The sequence below is a fragment of the Acinetobacter sp. WU_MDCI_Abxb74 genome, from assembly GCF_025513915.1.
Classification (GTDB): Bacteria; Pseudomonadota; Gammaproteobacteria; order Pseudomonadales; family Moraxellaceae; genus Acinetobacter; species Acinetobacter calcoaceticus_C.
This window is the reverse complement of sequence record NZ_JAHPRP010000001.1, coordinates 457334-475909: the sequence shown is the minus strand read 5'-3', so window position 1 is coordinate 475909 and position 18576 is coordinate 457334. Positions and strand designations below refer to the sequence as shown.

Sequence of the window (18576 nt, the reverse complement as noted above, 5' to 3'; positions counted from 1 at the left end):
ACGCTAATCATTGAAATGTCGTGATTTTTATCACATTTAAGATAGATAAAAATCATTACTTTTTTAAAAAAACTGTATTATTATTTTGAATAAACCACACATTATATAATCAATATTTTAGATGGAACTTTACTAAAATAAGTCTCATTTCATGACAACTTCCAATATAGTGAGCATTAATTATGAAGTTGCAAGGTTCCAATATATTGGGACAGGAACAAATAGATTTATTAACCACACGAGGCTTAAACTTTGTTTGGTTCCCAAAGCAGCTTGAAACGATCTATCGTTCTCAATACCAAAATGGTGCTGCCTATGAGTTTCGTTATAGAGCTCCTATTATTTTAATATTATATATATTTTTAAGCTTTGGTATATATCAAGTTTTACCAACTGAACAAGTTTTATCCTGGTTTAGCTATTATTCATGGGTCGGTGTAATAATTACTATTGCTTGGATTTTATCATTTATTAAAAAATTAAATCAGTATTTTGATTATTATGTAGGAATTGGTTCAGCTTTAGCTGTTGCGATTACTTTTATTTTAATTAACGTCATTGAAAATGGACAAGATAATGTTCTTTTTCATGCAGCAATGATGTATGCCATTGTGATTATTTATGGTGCTGTAGGTATGCGCTTTTATACCGCCATATTTGCTGGATGGATGGGAGGACTTGTTGGAATTCTGGCAAGTAACTACTTAAATGGGGTGATCGACTGGACCTTCTTGAACCGCACTTACACCTTTAGTAGTTTTCTGGGAATGACCCTTGCCTATGCAACTGACCGTCAGCATCGAGAAAATTACTTACAAAACTGCATGATTGAGCTGAATCGTATTGAATTGATGCAACAAGCACAGCAACTCTCATTACTTTCACAACAGGATGCACTCACTGGTCTAGCCAATCGGCGCTATTTAGATGAAACGTTGGATAACGAATGGCGCCGTGCTTTACGCCATGAAACTCCGCTTACTATCATGATGGTCGATATTGATTACTTTAAGTCATATAACGATACATTAGGTCATCTAAAGGGCGATGAATGCTTAAAAGAAATCGCAATTGCTATTTCTTCTATTGCTGCTCGTAGCGGTGATCTGGTTGCTCGTTATGGCGGAGAAGAGTTTTTACTTTTGTTTCCAATGACAAATGCTCAGCAAGCCTTGATCCAAGTTGAACGATTGATGAGCGCCATTAATAAAATCGCTATTGAGCATCCATCTAGCAGTGTTTCTGGGTCTGTAACAATTAGTGTAGGTGTTGCCACCACGATTCCACGTTTAAATGATTCAATTTCAGCTTTTGTTGCACGTGCCGATCATGCATTGTATAAAGCCAAAACTAATGGCCGTAATCAATATAAAATTGCTGTAAACGAAGAACAAATTGTAGATTTAACTTAAAAATTCAGGCTTTTATAGTTTCTTTTTTAATTAAAATGAATAGAAATAAACAATTAGCTTTCCCATCCGTGGCAAAGCTAAAATGTAATTTAGAACAAATACGTACAAAAACCTCTTTTATTTAAACTTAATAAATTTACCGGCCTTCAATACATTAATATTCAATTTCTAGATAATAAAAATGATAGCTACAGCTAATTTAGTATAAAAAAATTCCATTTCATTAGAGTTCACCTTTTAACCTTTTCCAAAATTTAATTAAAAAATAAAATAATGAATTTTGTTCTATTCTTTGCGGCACATTGGAAATGGCTTCAGCTGAAAATGGTAAAATCGAAACAATATTCTCATGTATTGTTTCATAATTTGGATAGGCTTCTTTTTTTATTATTTCTATAATTTTTTGTATTTCATCAAGAGATAAATTTAAAAATCTCTTAATTTCTTGAGCCGTTTTTGACTCAATAGATAATAAAGCACAAACTCTAGTGACATTAACAATCTGCTCTGCATGAATATTTTTAAAGTTTGGATAACAAATAAGCTTATAAATAATTTTTGTCTCTAAATGTTCTTTAGATACTATATTCTCATTATTTATTATACGTTCTTGATGACTTATTTTGAAATATTCATTCTTCTCAATATCTTGTAAAATATTTAGAAGTTCCTGATATCTTATTGGTCTCTTCAAACCATACTGATAACCTTTTAAAAGCTCAGGGTTATTACTTAATACGATCTTAATTTTTTTAGGAATAAGTATATTGGTATAACCACTATCTAAATCAATAATATGTATATCTGGATTGTTTTCACTGTATATCCAATTCCCCAAAAGATGAGATGACAAAGATAAGTCATGAATAACTTTTATCATTGCCTCTAAATTTTTAGGCAATAGCCTATCCTTTGACATACAGCCAATTCTATATGTGCTCTGATTCATTGATATTTCCCCAATTTCAATGATGACTTTGAAAATTCTTTGTTTAAAGTAATAAAAATTTAAATATGTAATAAACTTATATAAAAGCAATTTGAGTAAAATTACCTTTAAGAGATAAATATAAATATTTGGTACAGTAAAAAATTTAACAAGATTAATTGCCAAGCTCTACAGATGAATATACTCAAAAATAAATCGCAGAATATTATATTTATATAAATATTATAAGACAAGGAAATAATTTAAAATTTAATTAAACTTAATATAATAAAAATTTAAAACCCCATATTTAATTTAAATATGGGGTTTCATTTACTCTAATCAAAAATTATGACTATGGTTCAATTGGAGAAAATGGTGGAATAACATCTGCATTTTGAGCACGATGACGTAAAAAATGGTCCATTAAAACAATGGCTAACATTGCCTCTGCAATTGGTGTCGCACGCACACCTACGCAAGGATCATGACGGCCTTTAGTCAAGACATCGGTATCTTCACGATTTAAATTAATCGTTTTACCCGGTGTCGTAATGCTTGCTGTTGGTTTTAGTGCAATAGCAACTCGAATGGATTGACCACTTGAGATACCGCCTAAAATACCGCCTGCATGATTCGCTAAAAAGCCATTACTGGTCAATTCATCACGTGTTTCATGACCAAACTGTCCAGCAACTGCAAAACCATCACCAATTTCAACACCTTTAACCGCATTAATACTCATCATCGCGTGAGCAATATCAGCATCTAAACGGTCAAAAACAGGTTCACCCCAACCCACAGGAACTTTTTCAGCTAAAATTTCTAGCTTTGCACCGCAGCTTGTTCCTTGTTCACGTAAAGAAGTCACTAAGGCTTCAAAACGTGAAACGGCATCTACATCACCACAGAAAAATGGATTATTCGGAACTTCATTCCAATCCAGTTTTTCAGCAACTTCATTACCAATTTGGGTAACATGACCACGTATCAAGACACCAAATTTCTCTGCTAAATATTTTTTAGCAATTGCACCCGCTGCAACACGCATAGCAGTTTCACGAGCACTTGAACGGCCACCGCCACGATAGTCACGGAAACCGTATTTTTGTGTATATGTATAGTCGGCATGGCCAGGTCTAAAAGTTTGGGCAATATTACCGTAATCTTTTGATTTCTGATCAGTATTCTCAATCAATAAACCAATTGGCGTACCTGTCGTTTTACCTTCAAAAACACCTGAAATGATTTTAACTTGATCAGGCTCTTTACGTTGAGTCGCAAATTTAGAAGTACCTGGTTTACGACGGTCAAGGTCTTTTTGCAAGTCTTCTTCAGATAGCCCAAGGCCCGGTGGCACACCGTCAACAATTGCCATTAAGCCAACGCCATGAGACTCACCGCAAGTAGTTACACGAAAGAGTTGTCCAATACTATTCCCTGCCATATGCCCAACTCCTTATATTTGCTCTTCAAATAGTTTTCTATAACGGCGACATTGTTCAGCAGTCAAAGCAAAAATACCTGAACCACCTTTTTGGAAAGTGAGCCAGTTGAAATCAATCGTATTAAAGTTCTGACGCATTGACCATTCAGAATTACCGACTTCAATGACAATCAGACCATCTTCAGTTAAATAATCTGCCGCTTGTGCAAGCATTTTACGAACTAAGTCTAAACCATCTTGGCCTGCTGCCAATGCGAGTTCAGGTTCATGTAAAAATTCTTCTGGTAAGTCAGCCATGTCTTCAGCATCGACATACGGTGGATTGCTGACAATCAAATCATACTGGTTTTCAGCTGGAATTTTGGCGAATAGATCTGACTCAAGCAATGCAACTTGATATTGCTTATTGTGGTGCTCAGCATTAATTGAAGCAACTTCTAGCGCTTCTTTAGAGATGTCAGTTGCATCTATTTCAGCGTCTGGATAAGCATAAGCCAAAGCCACTGCAATACACCCAGAACCTGTACACATATCTAAAATACGATGCGGAGTTTTAGGGTTTGCATTTTCTGGCAAATTATTGAGCGCTTCGCGCATTTGACCATTTTCATCTAAACAATATGGCGCAAAACGTTGCTCAATTAATTCTGCAATTGGTGAACGTGGAATGAGTACACGCTCATCTACATAGAATGGTTTGTTAAAGAAATAGGCAAGATTTAGTAAATAAGATGTTGGAATACGGTCATTGATACGGCGTTCCAATAAACTTAAAAATTCTGCTTTTTCACTTGGTAATAACTTCGCATCTAGAATTTCTGCGTCTGCTGACCATTCAAGAGATAAGGTTTGTAAAACTAATGCAGAGCTTTCTGCAAAATAATCTTCAGTACCTTGTCCTAAATGTGCATCATGTTGACGTAATGCTGATACCCCAAAACGAATAAAATCTCGAATTGTTGATAAATTTTCAGCCGCTTCCTGTAAGTTTTCAGGGCTAATCGTCGGTCGCTCCACTTAGGCGTCTCCAAAGGCAAATTTTGCAAAGTGACTATTCTACTGAGTGAGGTACAGCAAAGCAACGCTTTGCCCTGTGAACCGGAGTTTTACAGACCTATCTTGAACAATCACACGTTAAAATCAGACTACTTTGTTTTAATTATAAAATAATGAAATTTAATTTAGATGTTCAAAACAAAAAGCAGCCCTTAAATGGTAGGCTGCTTTTGAAGTTTAATGAGTTTTAAAGCTTAAGCTTTTCAGCAACATAATCAGAGTCTTTATCCCCACGCCCCGATAGATTCACCACAATCATAGTTTCTTTAGCCAATTGGGGAGCTTCGCGAATTGCCCATGCAACAGCATGTGAGCTTTCAAGCGCAGGAACAATGCCTTCAACACGAGAAAGTGTCATAAAAGCATCTAAGCACTCTTGGTCAGTTGCGGTGCTATATTCAACACGACCTAAATCTTTTAAAAAACTGTGTTGTGGGCCAACGCCCGGATAGTCAAGTCCCGAGGCAATAGAATGCACGGGTAAAGGTTCACCTTCCTCATTTTCAAGGACATAACACGCCATACCATGAATTTGACTTGGCTTACCTAAAGTTAGCGTTGCCGAATGCATATTGGTATCTAAACCATGTCCAGCAGGTTCAACTCCTATCAGTTTCACATCGGAATCATTTAAAAATGCAGTAAATGCACCTATTGCATTTGAACCGCCACCAACACATGCCACAACATAATCGGGACTTTTCCCAAATCGCTGATGGGTTTGATCTTTAATTTCATTGCCAATAATCGATTGAAAATCACGAACCATCTTAGGAAATGGATGTGGACCTACCACGGAACCAATCGCATATATAAAGTTTTTTGGGTCTTTTAAATATTCTTCAAATGCACTATCAACAGCATCTTTTAATGTTGCTGTACCACGTGTTACTGCGACCAAATGAGCACCTAAAATTTTCATTTTGACAACATTTGGATGTTCTTTTTCAATATCTACTTGCCCCATGTGAATTTCACAAGGAATCCCCACCAAAGCACAAGCTGTTGCCAAAGCTACCCCATGCTGACCAGCACCAGTCTCTGCAATAACTTTCTTTTTACCCATATATTTGGCAAGTAAAGCTTCGCCTAAACAGTGATTGATTTTATGAGCACCTGTATGGTTCAAATCTTCACGTTTTAAATAAATTTGTGCCCCACCTAACTGATCAGAAAGGCGTTTGGCATGAAATAGAGGACTTGGGCGGCCAACATAATTCGCAAAAAGATCGGTCAATTCATTTTGAAATTCAGGGGAGTGTCGAATTTCTTCATAAGCAACATTAATCTCATCCATTGCCTCTTTTAAATGTGGAGGAATGAACTGTCCGCCATATTCACCAAAAAATCCTTGTTCATTCGGCAAAGCAATACCGTTAATTTGATGTTGCATATTGTCTCTCTGTTAAAATTATTAAAGTTATTAAGTTTATCTAGAAAGGTAGCGTGTCATATCCTCAATGCCTTTTAGCGTCATTGGGTACATATGATTTTCAAAAATTTCTTTAATCCAGCCAATGGTTTGAGTGTAATGCCAATAGCTTTCAGTCTCTGGATTTAACCATGCTGTTTTATCAAAATGGTGACGTAAGCGGCGTAACCAAACCTCACCCGTCTCATCATTCATATATTCAACAGAGCCGCCAACCGATTTCAGCTCATACGGTGCCATACTGGCATCACCCACTACAATTACACGATAGTCGCGGCCATAGGTGTGAAACAGATCCCATGTATTCATACGGGTAGCTGTGCGGCGGTGATTATCTTTCCACACATAGTCATAGAGACAATTATGGAAATAAAAATACTCAAGCGTTTTAAACTCGCTTTTAGCCGCACTAAAGAGTTTCTCACATTGGGCAATATGAGCATCCATAGAACCGCCTACATCGAACAACATAAGCACTTTTATTCGATTTCGACGCTCAGGTACCATTTGAACATCAAGGATACCTTGCTTGGCTGTTTCACGGATTGTACCGTCAACATCCAACTCTTCAGCTGCACCTTGACGCGCAAATTTACGCAAACGGCGCAAAGCAATTTGCATCTGACGAGTACCAAGAACTTGGTCGTCATCTAGATTTTGATATTTACGCTGTTCCCATACTTTTACCGCTGAACGTTTACGGCCTGGCCCACCAATCCGTACTCCTTCAGGATGATCACCAAAAGCCCCAAAAGGTGAAGTACCACCAGTACCCACCATGCGATTACCGCCTTGGTGTTTCTTATGCTGTTCGCGTAACCGCTCTTCCAGCATTTTCATCAGTTCTTCTAAGGAACCTGCTTTTTGGAGTTCTGCTCTTTGTTCAGGAGTTAAATGCTTTTCTAGAAGTTCTAAATCAAACCAGTCTTTTGGAAGTTTATGAACTTGTTTAAGCAACTCATCCAGATCAAAGGTTTCGATACCGTCAAAGTAGTCTTTTATGGCACGGTCAAACTTGTCAAAAAAGCGTTCATCTTTAACTAAAATAGTTTTAGCAAGTTGATAGAACTCTTCTTGATCGGCAAAAACCAAACCTTCACTTACTGCACGGTTTAAGTCAATAAGTTCACGAGTTGTAACTGGAACACCGTATTTACGTAAGGTGTAAAATAACCGCACAAACATGGGTTATTCCCTCCTTTAACGTCGAGACATGAAAGCCAAACGTTCGAGGAGTTGCACATCCTGCTCGTTTTTGATGAGTGCGCCATACAAAGGCGGAATAGCTTTAGATGCATCTCGATTGCGTAATACATCTTCAGGTATATCATCTGCCATGAGCAAACTTAACCAATCAATTAACTCAGAAGTTGATGGTGGTTTCTTCAAATTAGGAATTTCACGTAGTTTAAAGAAAACCTGTAAAGCTTCGTTGACCAGTGTTGCAGAAATATTCGGGAAATGAACATCGATAATTTCTCGCATGGTCACTTCATCTGGAAACTCAATGTAATGAAAGAAACATCGACGCAAGAAAGCATCTGGTAACTCTTTTTCATTATTCGATGTAATAATTACAATTGGGCGTTGTGTTGCCGTAATGGTTTCACTTGTTTCATAAACATAAAAAGACATTTTATCGAGTTCATGCAACAAGTCATTTGGAAACTCAATATCGGCTTTGTCAATTTCATCAATTAACAAGACACAACGCTCTTCACTGGTGAAAGCTTCCCACAATTTACCGGGTTTAATATAGTTCTTAATATCGTAAACACGGTCATCACCTAACTGGCTGTCTCGTAAACGAGAAACAGCATCATATTCATACAACCCTTGCTGTGCTTTGGTTGTCGATTTGATATGCCAAGTAATAAGTTTTAAGCCCAAACTTTCTGCTACTTGTTCAGCAAGTAAAGTTTTACCCGTGCCCGGTTCACCTTTAACCAGTAAAGGCTTTTGTAAAGCACGGGCTGCTTTTACAGCGAGCTTAAGACTGTCAGTCGCGATATATTGATCTGTACCGGTAAAATGTTGGGTATCAGCAGACATGTGAAGACCTTATTTTTCTATTTCAATGGTTAGATGGAACGCATGTTTTTGTTTATTGAATATTTTGACCAACAATATCCAATCACCAAACCTAGACCAACTACAAACAGAATTAAAGATAAATTTGACCAAATTAGAGGGCTATCTTTAGTTAAAACACCAAAAAGTAGTCCAAAAATAGCAGGTGCTACCGATGCATTCGGCCCTTCAGACACGGTTGGTGTAACTAAAATAGCAAATACAACAAGCCAACTAATTGCACCAAAAGTTGTAGGAAGGCGACGCATTAATCGCCACCAACACCATAAAGCAATAATAGCGCCTATTCCATAAGCTGTTAATGCAATAGCATCTTCAGGAATAACATCCAAAAAAGAAAATAATTGATTCATTATTCCAGTTTGATTTTCACGCACCACGTAAGCCCTCTGGTTCAACCGCATTTGGGTTAATTAACCCTTCTGGCGGCATCTGAAGAAAGAAACCTTTTGTTTGTAATGAGTCTAAAACATGTAAAACATTAGCACGCGCCAATTTACGTGTTGGAGCTAATTCTAAATGCATGACAAACGTTGCACGGCCAAACGCTTGTAAAACAGCTTCGGGAATTTTTTCAAACGGATCAGCTTGTTCCGCATCATCAGGATAGTTTGGACGAGCAATATAAATGTACATTTCATCTTTTTTGCTCGATCTATAAATATCACAGTGCATTTCAAATCAACTCTTGAACTAAGGACAGCATACATGAAAAAAAACGACTCACACACGCAGGTTTGTTTACGCATCAGTCGTTTTTTTAATTCTTGGGAAATATTAACCTACAACATTGATTAAGGTCGATAATAACTTTGTTCCAAACTAAAGTTAGCTTTCACGCAAAAGCATAACCAATTGATTTAAAACATTAAATATAATTATTCATTTTAATAAAATAAAAATAATTTTTAGAAAAATACCAAATTGTTCATTATTGAGTAATTTTTGTGATCTGTTCTTAATACTTTTACCCTTTAATACCATGAAATTTAACATATTAAATTTGGATATTGCCTTTTTAAAATTCACATTTAAGTAAAACTTCTAACCACTTAACAAACATTAGCAGACATTACTTAACTGGTTTAAATTCTCAATATGTTTCAATAATAAGTATCTTAATAATAGATGTGGAGGATGAACTTATGCCTCGTGGCGATAAAACAGCTTACACAGCAAAGCAAAAACGTCAAGCTAAACATATTGTTGAGAGTGAGGAAGACAGAGGCCATTCTCAAGAAGAGGCTGAACGAATCGCATGGTCTACCGTCAATAAACAAGATGGCGGCGGTAAGAAAAAGTCTCATTAATATAAACTTTGAATACTTCTTTAGCCCAAGCTAAAGAAGTATTTTTACCAAAACAAGTTAATGATATTTAGAAAACTCGAGAACTCTTTATATAGTCATCGCTTACTTGATTTAGGGCATTCAAAATAGCACCATCATCTTGACTTAACAGAGCTTCATTTAGGCATTCCATGTAACCTATGAGCGTAGTCTTAGACAACTTAGCAAATTCAGTTGTGACTGCTTCATCTTCATATAAAATCACGTAGCTACGTGCAAAACCATAGATTAAATAGATGGCTGCTTTTTCTTTTGTATTTTGAGATTCTTTAAGAGACTGTTCACAAGCATTTTTTAAATCTTTAAATGCATCTGTACCAGTAGATTGATTTTTGAAAGATAAAAGTATTGTTTGGAAGTTCATATCCATATTCCACTCAAAAAATAAAGCTACAGAAGATGATAGGATCTGTCAAAGAAAATCATGATTAACATAAGTTTAAATGTAAATAAATTTATGTTCCCTTTTTTAACTCTCTATAAAAGACCGCTCTTAAAAAGCGGTCTAATAAAAAATCGATATTTAAAAGCTTATTTCTATCGTTATGGTTGTACCAGAGTGCTCAATATTGGTTGAAACATTGAAGCCTCTCTCTCTAAGTTCCTCTTCTACGTGTGTGAGATGATCAGGACTTACAGCGTCAATAGGAAACAGGAAAGTTGCTTTTCGCTGCCCTCCCTTAGATTCAATTTCAGTACCTATTAAAATTTTTTCTAACATGGCCTCTTGATTAATTTTAAAATTTTTAGCATTTTGACGCGCTTGTTCAGCACTAAAGTTATTAAGCATATTTATCTCTCTAATTATTAATTTATTTAAGTTTATAGCATAAAAAGATTATATAGTTTTAGTGTTGTGTCGTTAATTCCGACCAGAAATAAGCTTATTGATTAAATAACATTTCTATCCATTCAATAAATTTTCTGGCATTTCTATTTTTAAACTCTTCTTTCTTTGGAATGTAGTAGCACAGCTCTGATTGAATTGATTGAGTTTTAAGCGGTTGTATAAGATTTGCTTTAATAAATCTCTGAGCAAGTGTAGAAGAACAAAATACCAGTCCATTAGCCGCTAATGCTTCATGTATTCCAAAAATTTCCTGATCAAACTTCTTAATTGTTATTTGCGTTCGGTCCCATCCATTCAGCTCAAGCCAAGTCTCTAGTGGCGGATTTGGTAAGGTTTTATTTTTCCATTCTGTGGTGAATAACGTTATTGGCTCACTAGAATGTTCTAGTGGATCAATTTTAGATGCACCAAATACATTAAAAGACTCATATTTAAGAATATCGTTAGAAGGTACTGAAGATACATCACCATATCGAATAGGTAATGTATATAAGTGATTTTCTAGCGCTTCTCCGGTAGAAAATTCAACTGATATATCAGGATATAATTGATAAAATTCATTTATTGAGGGAATTAACAACAGTGCTGCTAATGAAGAGGTGGTCGCCACTCTGAGTGTATTTCCATTTATTGTTATTTCATCTAGTGCATCTTCAATTTTACGAAATCCTTCAGAAATCGCTCCAGCTAGTCTTTCACCTGTGGTTGTAAGCGTTATTTTTCTTACCTGTCGATGAAATAAGTCAACATTTAACCTGCTTTCAAGATTGGTAATATGATGTGAAATTGCAGTGGGTGTTAGCGAAAGCTCTTCAGCAGCCAATTTAAAACTGCCTAGTCGGGCAGCTGATTCAAATGCTCTAAGTGCTTGCAATGAGACCTGCATGCTTTCTCCTAAACTATAAATATAGGTGATTTAAAATCATCTATAGCTGTAATTTTCTCGTTTGTCTACTTCTTATTTAAAACTCAAAATGAATTAACTCCTAACCCTTATGGAATTTATAATGAGTAAGATGTTACATATAGATACTAGCGTGCGAGCTGCAATTAACCCCAATCCAAATCATAATTCTATTTCAAAAAATATTGCCAGCCGATTGATCAATTCATGGAAAAATAAAAGGCCTATGGATGAGTATATCTATCGGGATGTGGGAATGAATCCCCCACCATTTATTACTCAAGACTGGATTGATGCTGTCTTCACACCTGAAAATAAAAGAACACAAGCTCAATGCGATGTCTTATCAATATCAGATCAGTTAATAGCGGAAGTTTCGAGTTCAGATATCATTTTAATTTCTTCTCCTATGTACAATTACGGTATGCCAGCTCAACTAAAAGCATGGTTTGACCAAATTATTCGAATTAATAACACATTTGATTTTGACCTTGCTCGAGGAGACTTCCCTTTACAGCCTCTTTTATCTGGAAAGATTTTAATCATTATCACGTCTAGTGGAGAGTTTGGATTTGAAAAAGATGGCATTCGGGAGAACATGAATCATCTTGTACCTCACCTGCGTACGCTCAGTAAATATTTAGGCGTAGAGAAAATTCATGAAATTGCTTCAGAATATCAAGAGTTTGGAGATGAACGACATATGAAGTCATTAGAAAATTCTTTTCAAAAAGCTGAAGAGCTTGTAGCTGAACTTGCTGGTTCATTCACAAAAAATCCGTAGAATATTAATAGTTAATTTTTAAAATTTAATAACCTACTGACATTTTAACTGAGCTATATCATTAAAAAATAAAAAGCCGACCCAATTGGGTCGGCTTCCTTATTTCTGCACTGAAACAAACTTATAGTTATATATTATTTATATTGAAATTGTTTTTCTTGCCTCTAAGAATATACAGACCTGTATGTTTAATCAATTGAATTTTTCTCATTGAATCGGTTAATTTAATTCATTATCACTTTTACAAATTAAAACTTCTTCAATTCATCACTTTACTAGCTTTTAAAATAAGTTAATTATTTACTATAACTAATATAATTATTCATTTTATTAACTATTAAAGTTAAATATCTATTATTCTAAATAAAAACTACTCAATTTAAAATTTAAGGCATTCAAATCTTCATAATCAAAAAAAGCCCATCACGAAGATGAGCCTTTTAAATTTTAACGATCAAATCATTTTAAATTGATAGACTTTCTTTTTCTTCTTGAAATAAATGAATTAACGGTTGAGTTAATAGCTCATAACGCCAACCCAAAAGATAATCAGGTAAATCTTGTTCATCCCCTTGAGAAAGAACATGTTGATGAATTGCATTTAGCCATTTTTTTCTAAGTAATACTTCTTTAGGAATAGAAGTTTCACTTATTGCATGGGCAAGTACCATATCCATTTTATGTAAAGTTTCTTGAGATGTTACTTTAAAAGGTTTAGCAATTCTTGTTGGCCATTCACTTTCACTCGGTAAATCTTTCAGTAATTCTAGAATTGTTTTTCCATATTCACGAACTACATTTGGGCGAATATCTTTAACTTGCGAGAGTTGAAAATTATTACGTGGATTCTTTTCAACCATATCAATCATGGTTGAGTTTCTAAGAATAAAACTGCGTGGTTGATTGGTCGCTTTAACAATGTATTCACGCCATTCACTTAAATTTTGCAATTGCATCAATTGACGGCGCGAATGACGATAATTACCAACATCGGCATAGAGTAATTCTGTAGGCGTTTCACTAATAATTTCTTTAGTTAGACTACTACAATCTTCAAGAACATAGTCATAAAGCCCTTTCTGCTTAAGTTGTTCTTGAATATGATGAGCTAACTTCATTATATATAGAACATCATTGGCTGCATAACAGAGTTGCTGAGGCGATAAAGGCCGAGCCAACCAATCAGATCTTGTTTGATCTTTTTCAATGTCAATGTCGAGACAAAGCTTTAAAGCACCTTGGTAACTCACTTGTAGGCCATGGCCTAAGAAAGAAAGACCGACTTGAGTATCAAACACATTAAGCAGATCTTCTTGATCAGCGTAATGGTAGATTAAATCGATGTCTTCCCCACATGCATGAAAAATATTTTGCTGTGCGACAAATATTTTTTTCCAAAACTGACTTAGATCTAATGAAACACCATCCAACAGATAGACATCGCCATTTACATTGACTTGGCATACCCCAAGTTTAGGCCAGAGTGTGTCAACCTTAATAAATTCTGTATCAAGTCCATATATTGAACATTGATCCATTTTTTGAAGAACATCAACCAATTCGGTTTGCTGTTGGATAAACTGAAACATGCTTTCTCAAGTAAATGCAAAGAGTGCTAAGAACTCTGGTATATATAACATAGAAGTAGGAAATTACCACTTAAACCTTTATGAATACTCTATTTTTGAACAATTCTTCGCAAATAGATAATTTTTTGATCTTTTATTTATGCTTTTAAAGTTAACTCCAAATATTCATGGTTTAAAATCTCTAAGATCTTTTTGATTCTTATGTGCTTTCATATTTTATTTAAACGATTTTTTCTAATTAAAGACAACATAATATTTGTCTTTAATAGCTAAATTAATAAATTTAATTCAATTTTATATCGCATCAAAGAAATAAGCATCGGAATGCTTATTTCATTCTCATGCGGTTGTGAACTGCCTGACTTAAAGTATGGCTATCGACATATTCAAGTTCACCACCTTGCGGTACACCTTGAGCAATACGCGTCATTTGTATAGGTAAATGCTTGGTCGCCTCTACCAAATAATGAGCGGTCGCCTGCCCCTCTACAGTCGCATTCGTTGCCAAAATCACTTCTTCAATAGTGCCTTGACTTAAACGCTGAATCAGATAAGGAACACCAATTTCTTCTGGGCCAATACCATCTAAAGGAGAAAGATGCCCGCCTAAAACATGGTACTTACCACGGAAACTACCACTTTGCTCAATCGCCATTACATCTGCTGGTGATTCAACTACACACAATAGTTGATCTTCCCGCTCAGTTGAGGCACAAATATCACAAATTTCATTTTCAGTTAGAGAATGGCAAACGCTGCACTCATGAATATAACTTGAAGCCTCATGTAAAGCATGAGCTAATGCGAACGCACCTTCTCGATTTTTCATCAAAAGATGTAATGCCATACGTTGAGCCGACTTCGGACCAACGCTAGGCAATATACGTAAAGCTTGAACGAGTTGTTCAAATCTATCACTAAACACAGAACTTCCTTAGAACATGCCCGCTAAGCCAGGTGGCAAGCCCATACCAGAATTCGCTTTTTGCATTTTTTCTTCTGAAATAATTTCTGCTTGACGCACAGCATCATTTACCGCGGCAGCAATCAAATCTTCAATCATATCTGGTTCATCTTGAAGGAGTTCAGGATTAATTTCGATACGTTTTACAAGATAGCGACCATTCATGGTCACTTTAACCAAACCACCACCAGCTTCTGCTTGGACTTCAGTTTGGGCAAGCTCTTCTTTCGCCTTTTTTATATTTGTTTCCATATCTTTTTGCATGCGCTGCGCTTGCTGCATGAGCATATTGATATTCATAACTTTACTCCGTATCTCTATCAAATCTTTAAAGTATTATTCGTTATCTGGTAATACTTTATAAAAACTCAATCTCATTGAACCAACCCATGTGATTAAAATCCATACAGATTAGTGCATTGAACTCAAATTAATCTGTAATTCTGACACAATAGACTAATGTTTTCTATCAGTATCTCTAGCTCTATTTCACGTGGCTACATGAGTAGCGTGGTTAAACTTAGGTACATTTCATAAATAGCTAAATTTTAAACATTAAAGTCTTATAAAAATTTAGGTCACTATTGAGAGGCCTGTAATCCTTTATCAATTGTTTTATATTCACTTAAAGGAACTTTTTTAAACGAGGTATTTGCTTGTTGAATAGATTTATCAGCTTCTTGTACCGACTTCTCTGCATTGTTAATCAATAAGGTTGTTTCATTTACTGGGTTCTGATTCGGTTTGGTCAGCAATTTGTATCCAACTACCCCGATTACCCCCACCACAACGACAATAGCAATAGGTTTAAGCATTTTTAAAACTCGCATTTCTTTTAATTAAATTTAAAGTCTTTATACCTTGCGCTCTTAGCCCTCATTTAAACAAAAATGTAGGTTTTTTATTGCAATTCTGAAATTTGAGTAACATTTAAATATAAAAAACCATCTCAATTAAAGAGATGGTTTGATAAACAAGACAACCAAAGAGAATTATTTCGATCGAAATAATTAGATTAAATCTAGACCACGTGAGATATCACGGATAATGTCGTTAATATCTTCTAAGCCTACCGATACACGGATTAAACCCTCTTGGATACCTGCCGCAGCTTTAGCTTCAGCAGAAAGTTTGCCATGCGTAGTCGTTGCAGGATGTGTAATTGTTGACTTCACATCGCCCAAGTTACCGGTAATTGAAATAAACTTAGTATTATCAATAACCTTCCAAGCACCTTCACGCTCGCCTTTAACAACGAAAGAAACAATCCCGCCAAAACCATTTTGCTGTTTAGCAGCAAGTTCATGACCTTCTTGAGTTGGCAAACCAGCGTAGTAAACTTTTTCTACTTTTTCATGAGTAGATAACCATTCTGCAAGAATTTGAGCACTCTCGCAGTGTGCTTTCATACGCAAACGTAAAGTCTCTAAGCCTTTTAAGAAAATCCATGCATTAAATGGACTCATTGATGGCCCAAGCGTACGAACAACACCGAAAACTTCTTCTAACAACTGATGATTACCAACAACAGCACCACCTAATGCACGACCTTGCCCATCTAAATATTTAGTTGCCGAGTAAATGACAAGGTCTGCGCCAAATTTTAATGGTTGTTGTAAAACAGGCGTACAGAAACTGTTATCAATCGCAAGTAATGCGCCATTCGCATGAGCAATATCTGCAAGCGCTGGAATATCAGCAATTTCAGCTAGAGGGTTAGATGGTGACTCAACAAATAGAAGTTTAGTTTCTGGACGTACTGCATTTTTCCATGCGTCTAAATCACGTAAATCAACAAATGTAATATCTACACCAAATTTGGCAATGTATTTTTCAAACAAGGCAACAACTGAACCAAAAACTGCTCTTGAACAAATGACATGATCACCCGCTTTTAAATACGCCATAGCAACTGCCAAAATTGCGCCCATTCCCGAGCTGGTCGCAACAGCTCGTTCAGCGCCATCTAAAGCTGCCAAACGTTTTTCGAACATCGATACAGTCGGATTGGTAAAACGAGAATAGATATTTCCTTGAACCTGACCAGAAAATTTTGCAGCTGCTTCAGCAGCATTTTCATATACGAAAGATGAAGTCAAAAAAATCGGTTCGCCATGCTCACCTTCAAAACTACGAGTATGTCCGGTACGAATGGCTAAGGTATCAAGTTGGTATTCTAAATCATCAGACTGGTTCATTAAATGTTCGCCTTTACTGGTCATGTACTAAAAACTATCATCATTTTGAGTGTCTAATGTATTTAAGGTCAAGGTAAACCTTAAAATTATCGCTTAGACTTTATTCAATCTTTAGTAAATAGTTGGTAAAGCAAGATGAAACGCTTAAAGTCCCTTGTCTCTGAACAAAGTCAAATGAAGCATCTTTCTGCCCGACTATTTCACTCAAAAACATTGGTTCTGTCACAAAGCACTCCCTATGAAGTCATTGGCGAATTCAATCAAACCCGTATTCGCTATTACGCAGCAACACAGAAAAGATTTAAAGAGCCTTTAGTATTTGTTGCCCCACTCGCCATTAATATGGCGATATATGATTTATATCCTTATCGTTCTTTAATTAAATATTTCCAAAATGCTGGTTTCGATGTCTATTTGGTCGATTGGGGAAGTTTAAAGTTTAAAGATAGACATCTTAACTTTTTATCATTTATTGAAGTTTTCATTCCTAAAGCGATAGAAATTGTCCGAACACACTCAAAAAGTGAGCAAATCTCACTCCATGGATGGAGTATGGCTGGTATATTTGTGACTTTATATACTGCTCTTAACCAACCTAATTACATTAAAAACCTGATTGTTCTTGGTAGTCCAATAGATAGTTATGCATCTGGCCATATTGGAAAGCTCTACCAGACCATAAATCACTTTATTGGTCGCAATAAAAAAATTCAGGACCGTATTTATTCTGGATTGCCAAAACGCCTGATTCATAGTCCTGGAATTTTAAATTCATTAGGTTTCAAAATTCTTGATCCTAAAGGTTGGTTCGATGGGCATGTTCAATTGCTAAAAAATCTTGATGACCTGCAATTTGTACAAGAGCATGCAACCTTAAGTAGCTTTTTAAATAACATGATTGATTACCCAGGTGGGATTAATCAGGACATGTTGTTTAATGTCTGGCTACAAAATCCATTAAAACGTGGCTTTATTCAGTTAAAAGATAAGAAAATCGAATTAAAAAATATAGATTGTTCTCTTTTAGTGGGTGCGGGTCGTAGTGATCAGTTGGTAACTGCTGACGCTGCTTCTCCATTAAGTCAATTGACAAGCAGTCAAGATGTCACGTTTACTCTCATCCCGGGCGGTCATTTAGGCCTAATGTCGAGTCAGGCAAGTGCTCTGGAGTTCTGGCCAAAACTGGCAAAATGGCTGACCGAACGTTCAACACAAATTTAAGGATAAGGTCATAAGTCAATCTGCTGCATGTATTAGTTTGGGTCCTAACTATTGAAAATTTATAAGGCCTTGCTATATGCAGCTAAATTAGACTAAAGAGCAATCACCACAAAAAGTCCTATAGAGCCCTTCACATAAATTAAATATAAAAAAAGCCCATTTCAATTTTAGAAATGGGCTACAAAAACTATCAAACGCAGCAATTAAGGATAATATAATAGAAGCTAAAACATGTAAAATCAATACATCTTTCAGTTGAATTGTAAACTAAGATTAATTTGGGCTTATCTATATTTTAGATATCAAAAGAAAAAGCCCATTTTCGTCTAAATTAAAATGGGCCCAGTGAAT

At 35.7% G+C, this 18576-nt stretch carries 20 protein-coding genes; 4 read left to right on the top strand and 16 right to left on the bottom strand.

The window, feature by feature from the left end; all coding sequences use genetic code 11:
- Positions 1-182 precede the first annotated feature (182 nt).
- A complete protein-coding gene (locus KTH84_RS02275) occupies positions 183-1412 on the top strand; it encodes a GGDEF domain-containing protein (RefSeq protein WP_262471795.1) in 1230 nt (409 codons plus the stop codon).
- Positions 1413-1635: 223 nt separating this feature from the next.
- On the opposite strand, the gene KTH84_RS02270 is transcribed toward KTH84_RS02275, so the two are convergent.
- The 8 genes from KTH84_RS02270 to KTH84_RS02235 form a co-directional block, all read right to left on the bottom strand.
- The gene (locus tag KTH84_RS02270) at positions 1636-2361 is read right to left on the bottom strand and encodes a hypothetical protein (RefSeq protein ID WP_075431523.1); all 726 of its coding nucleotides are present in this window, start codon (positions 2359-2361) and stop codon (positions 1636-1638) included.
- 334 nt (positions 2362-2695) lie between these two features.
- The gene (gene aroC, locus KTH84_RS02265) at positions 2696-3787 is read right to left on the bottom strand and encodes a chorismate synthase (RefSeq protein WP_262471794.1); all 1092 of its coding nucleotides are present in this window, start codon (positions 3785-3787) and stop codon (positions 2696-2698) included.
- 12 nt (positions 3788-3799) lie between these two features.
- Positions 3800-4804, bottom strand: coding sequence for a 50S ribosomal protein L3 N(5)-glutamine methyltransferase (gene prmB, locus KTH84_RS02260; protein WP_202742194.1), 1005 nt, complete (start codon positions 4802-4804; stop codon positions 3800-3802).
- Between the two features lie 226 nt (positions 4805-5030).
- Positions 5031-6236, bottom strand: a complete 1206-nt coding sequence (gene trpB, locus KTH84_RS02255; RefSeq protein ID WP_262471793.1) for a tryptophan synthase subunit beta — start codon at positions 6234-6236, stop codon at positions 5031-5033.
- A 36-nt stretch (positions 6237-6272) separates the two neighbouring features.
- Positions 6273-7460 (bottom strand): vWA domain-containing protein, encoded by a 1188-nt coding sequence (locus tag KTH84_RS02250; RefSeq protein ID WP_262471792.1) that lies wholly within the window; start codon positions 7458-7460, stop codon positions 6273-6275.
- Between the two features lie 15 nt (positions 7461-7475).
- The gene (locus KTH84_RS02245) at positions 7476-8327 is read right to left on the bottom strand and encodes an AAA family ATPase (protein ID WP_133973736.1); all 852 of its coding nucleotides are present in this window, start codon (positions 8325-8327) and stop codon (positions 7476-7478) included.
- Positions 8328-8356: 29 nt separating this feature from the next.
- Positions 8357-8743 (bottom strand): hypothetical protein, encoded by a 387-nt coding sequence (locus KTH84_RS02240; RefSeq protein ID WP_042896437.1) that lies wholly within the window; start codon positions 8741-8743, stop codon positions 8357-8359.
- Positions 8736-9041, bottom strand: a complete 306-nt coding sequence (locus tag KTH84_RS02235) for a YcgL domain-containing protein (protein ID WP_042896438.1) — start codon at positions 9039-9041, stop codon at positions 8736-8738. The genes KTH84_RS02240 and KTH84_RS02235 overlap by 8 nt, the downstream gene beginning before the upstream one ends.
- A gap of 470 nt (positions 9042-9511) precedes the next feature.
- Here KTH84_RS02235 and KTH84_RS02230 point away from each other — a divergent pair, with 470 nt between their 5' ends.
- Positions 9512-9676: a hypothetical protein gene (locus tag KTH84_RS02230; protein ID WP_042896440.1), complete on the top strand. Its 165-nt coding sequence runs from the start codon at positions 9512-9514 to the stop codon at positions 9674-9676.
- Between the two features lie 67 nt (positions 9677-9743).
- On the opposite strand, the gene KTH84_RS02225 is transcribed toward KTH84_RS02230, so the two are convergent.
- From KTH84_RS02225 to KTH84_RS02215, 3 genes are all read right to left on the bottom strand, one after another.
- Complete coding sequence (locus KTH84_RS02225) at positions 9744-10079, bottom strand: hypothetical protein (protein ID WP_262471791.1); 336 nt, start codon at positions 10077-10079, stop codon at positions 9744-9746.
- 159 nt (positions 10080-10238) lie between these two features.
- Positions 10239-10505: a hypothetical protein gene (locus KTH84_RS02220; RefSeq protein WP_262471790.1), complete on the bottom strand. Its 267-nt coding sequence runs from the start codon at positions 10503-10505 to the stop codon at positions 10239-10241.
- Between the two features lie 94 nt (positions 10506-10599).
- Positions 10600-11451, bottom strand: a complete 852-nt coding sequence (locus KTH84_RS02215; protein ID WP_202742199.1) for a LysR family transcriptional regulator — start codon at positions 11449-11451, stop codon at positions 10600-10602.
- Between the two features lie 118 nt (positions 11452-11569).
- Here KTH84_RS02215 and KTH84_RS02210 point away from each other — a divergent pair, with 118 nt between their 5' ends.
- Positions 11570-12253 (top strand): FMN-dependent NADH-azoreductase, encoded by a 684-nt coding sequence (locus KTH84_RS02210; protein WP_202742484.1) that lies wholly within the window; start codon positions 11570-11572, stop codon positions 12251-12253.
- A 464-nt stretch (positions 12254-12717) separates the two neighbouring features.
- Here KTH84_RS02210 and KTH84_RS02205 read toward each other — a convergent pair whose 3' ends face one another.
- From KTH84_RS02205 to KTH84_RS02185, 5 genes are all read right to left on the bottom strand, one after another.
- Positions 12718-13842 (bottom strand): ribonuclease D, encoded by a 1125-nt coding sequence (locus KTH84_RS02205; RefSeq protein WP_202742200.1) that lies wholly within the window; start codon positions 13840-13842, stop codon positions 12718-12720.
- A 328-nt stretch (positions 13843-14170) separates the two neighbouring features.
- Positions 14171-14767 (bottom strand): recombination mediator RecR, encoded by a 597-nt coding sequence (gene recR, locus KTH84_RS02200; RefSeq protein WP_005047371.1) that lies wholly within the window; start codon positions 14765-14767, stop codon positions 14171-14173.
- Between the two features lie 9 nt (positions 14768-14776).
- A complete protein-coding gene (locus KTH84_RS02195; protein ID WP_075431395.1) occupies positions 14777-15106 on the bottom strand; it encodes a YbaB/EbfC family nucleoid-associated protein in 330 nt (109 codons plus the stop codon).
- Between the two features lie 281 nt (positions 15107-15387).
- A complete protein-coding gene (locus KTH84_RS02190) occupies positions 15388-15621 on the bottom strand; it encodes a hypothetical protein (RefSeq protein WP_262471789.1) in 234 nt (77 codons plus the stop codon).
- Between the two features lie 195 nt (positions 15622-15816).
- Positions 15817-17004: an O-succinylhomoserine sulfhydrylase gene (locus KTH84_RS02185; protein ID WP_042896447.1), complete on the bottom strand. Its 1188-nt coding sequence runs from the start codon at positions 17002-17004 to the stop codon at positions 15817-15819.
- Between the two features lie 135 nt (positions 17005-17139).
- Between KTH84_RS02185 and KTH84_RS02180 the strand changes: the two genes are divergently transcribed.
- A complete protein-coding gene (locus tag KTH84_RS02180; protein WP_262471788.1) occupies positions 17140-18225 on the top strand; it encodes an alpha/beta fold hydrolase in 1086 nt (361 codons plus the stop codon).
- Positions 18226-18576: the final 351 nt, after the last annotated feature.

Coding starts and splice junctions, on each gene's coding strand:
- KTH84_RS02275 (WP_262471795.1), top strand. CDS start 183: ATGAAGTTGCAAGGTTCCAATATATTGGGACAGGAACAAATAGATTTA.
- KTH84_RS02270 (WP_075431523.1), bottom strand. CDS start 2,361: ATGAATCAGAGCACATATAGAATTGGCTGTATGTCAAAGGATAGGCTA.
- aroC (WP_262471794.1), bottom strand. CDS start 3,787: ATGGCAGGGAATAGTATTGGACAACTCTTTCGTGTAACTACTTGCGGT.
- trpB (WP_262471793.1), bottom strand. CDS start 6,236: ATGCAACATCAAATTAACGGTATTGCTTTGCCGAATGAACAAGGATTT.
- KTH84_RS02250 (WP_262471792.1), bottom strand. CDS start 7,460: ATGTTTGTGCGGTTATTTTACACCTTACGTAAATACGGTGTTCCAGTT.
- KTH84_RS02245 (WP_133973736.1), bottom strand. CDS start 8,327: ATGTCTGCTGATACCCAACATTTTACCGGTACAGATCAATATATCGCG.
- KTH84_RS02235 (WP_042896438.1), bottom strand. CDS start 9,041: ATGCACTGTGATATTTATAGATCGAGCAAAAAAGATGAAATGTACATT.
- KTH84_RS02230 (WP_042896440.1), top strand. CDS start 9,512: ATGCCTCGTGGCGATAAAACAGCTTACACAGCAAAGCAAAAACGTCAA.
- KTH84_RS02225 (WP_262471791.1), bottom strand. CDS start 10,079: ATGAACTTCCAAACAATACTTTTATCTTTCAAAAATCAATCTACTGGT.
- KTH84_RS02220 (WP_262471790.1), bottom strand. CDS start 10,505: ATGCTTAATAACTTTAGTGCTGAACAAGCGCGTCAAAATGCTAAAAAT.
- KTH84_RS02215 (WP_202742199.1), bottom strand. CDS start 11,451: ATGCAGGTCTCATTGCAAGCACTTAGAGCATTTGAATCAGCTGCCCGA.
- KTH84_RS02205 (WP_202742200.1), bottom strand. CDS start 13,842: ATGTTTCAGTTTATCCAACAGCAAACCGAATTGGTTGATGTTCTTCAA.
- KTH84_RS02195 (WP_075431395.1), bottom strand. CDS start 15,106: ATGAATATCAATATGCTCATGCAGCAAGCGCAGCGCATGCAAAAAGAT.
- KTH84_RS02190 (WP_262471789.1), bottom strand. CDS start 15,621: ATGCTTAAACCTATTGCTATTGTCGTTGTGGTGGGGGTAATCGGGGTA.
- KTH84_RS02185 (WP_042896447.1), bottom strand. CDS start 17,004: ATGAACCAGTCTGATGATTTAGAATACCAACTTGATACCTTAGCCATT.
- KTH84_RS02180 (WP_262471788.1), top strand. CDS start 17,140: ATGAAACGCTTAAAGTCCCTTGTCTCTGAACAAAGTCAAATGAAGCAT.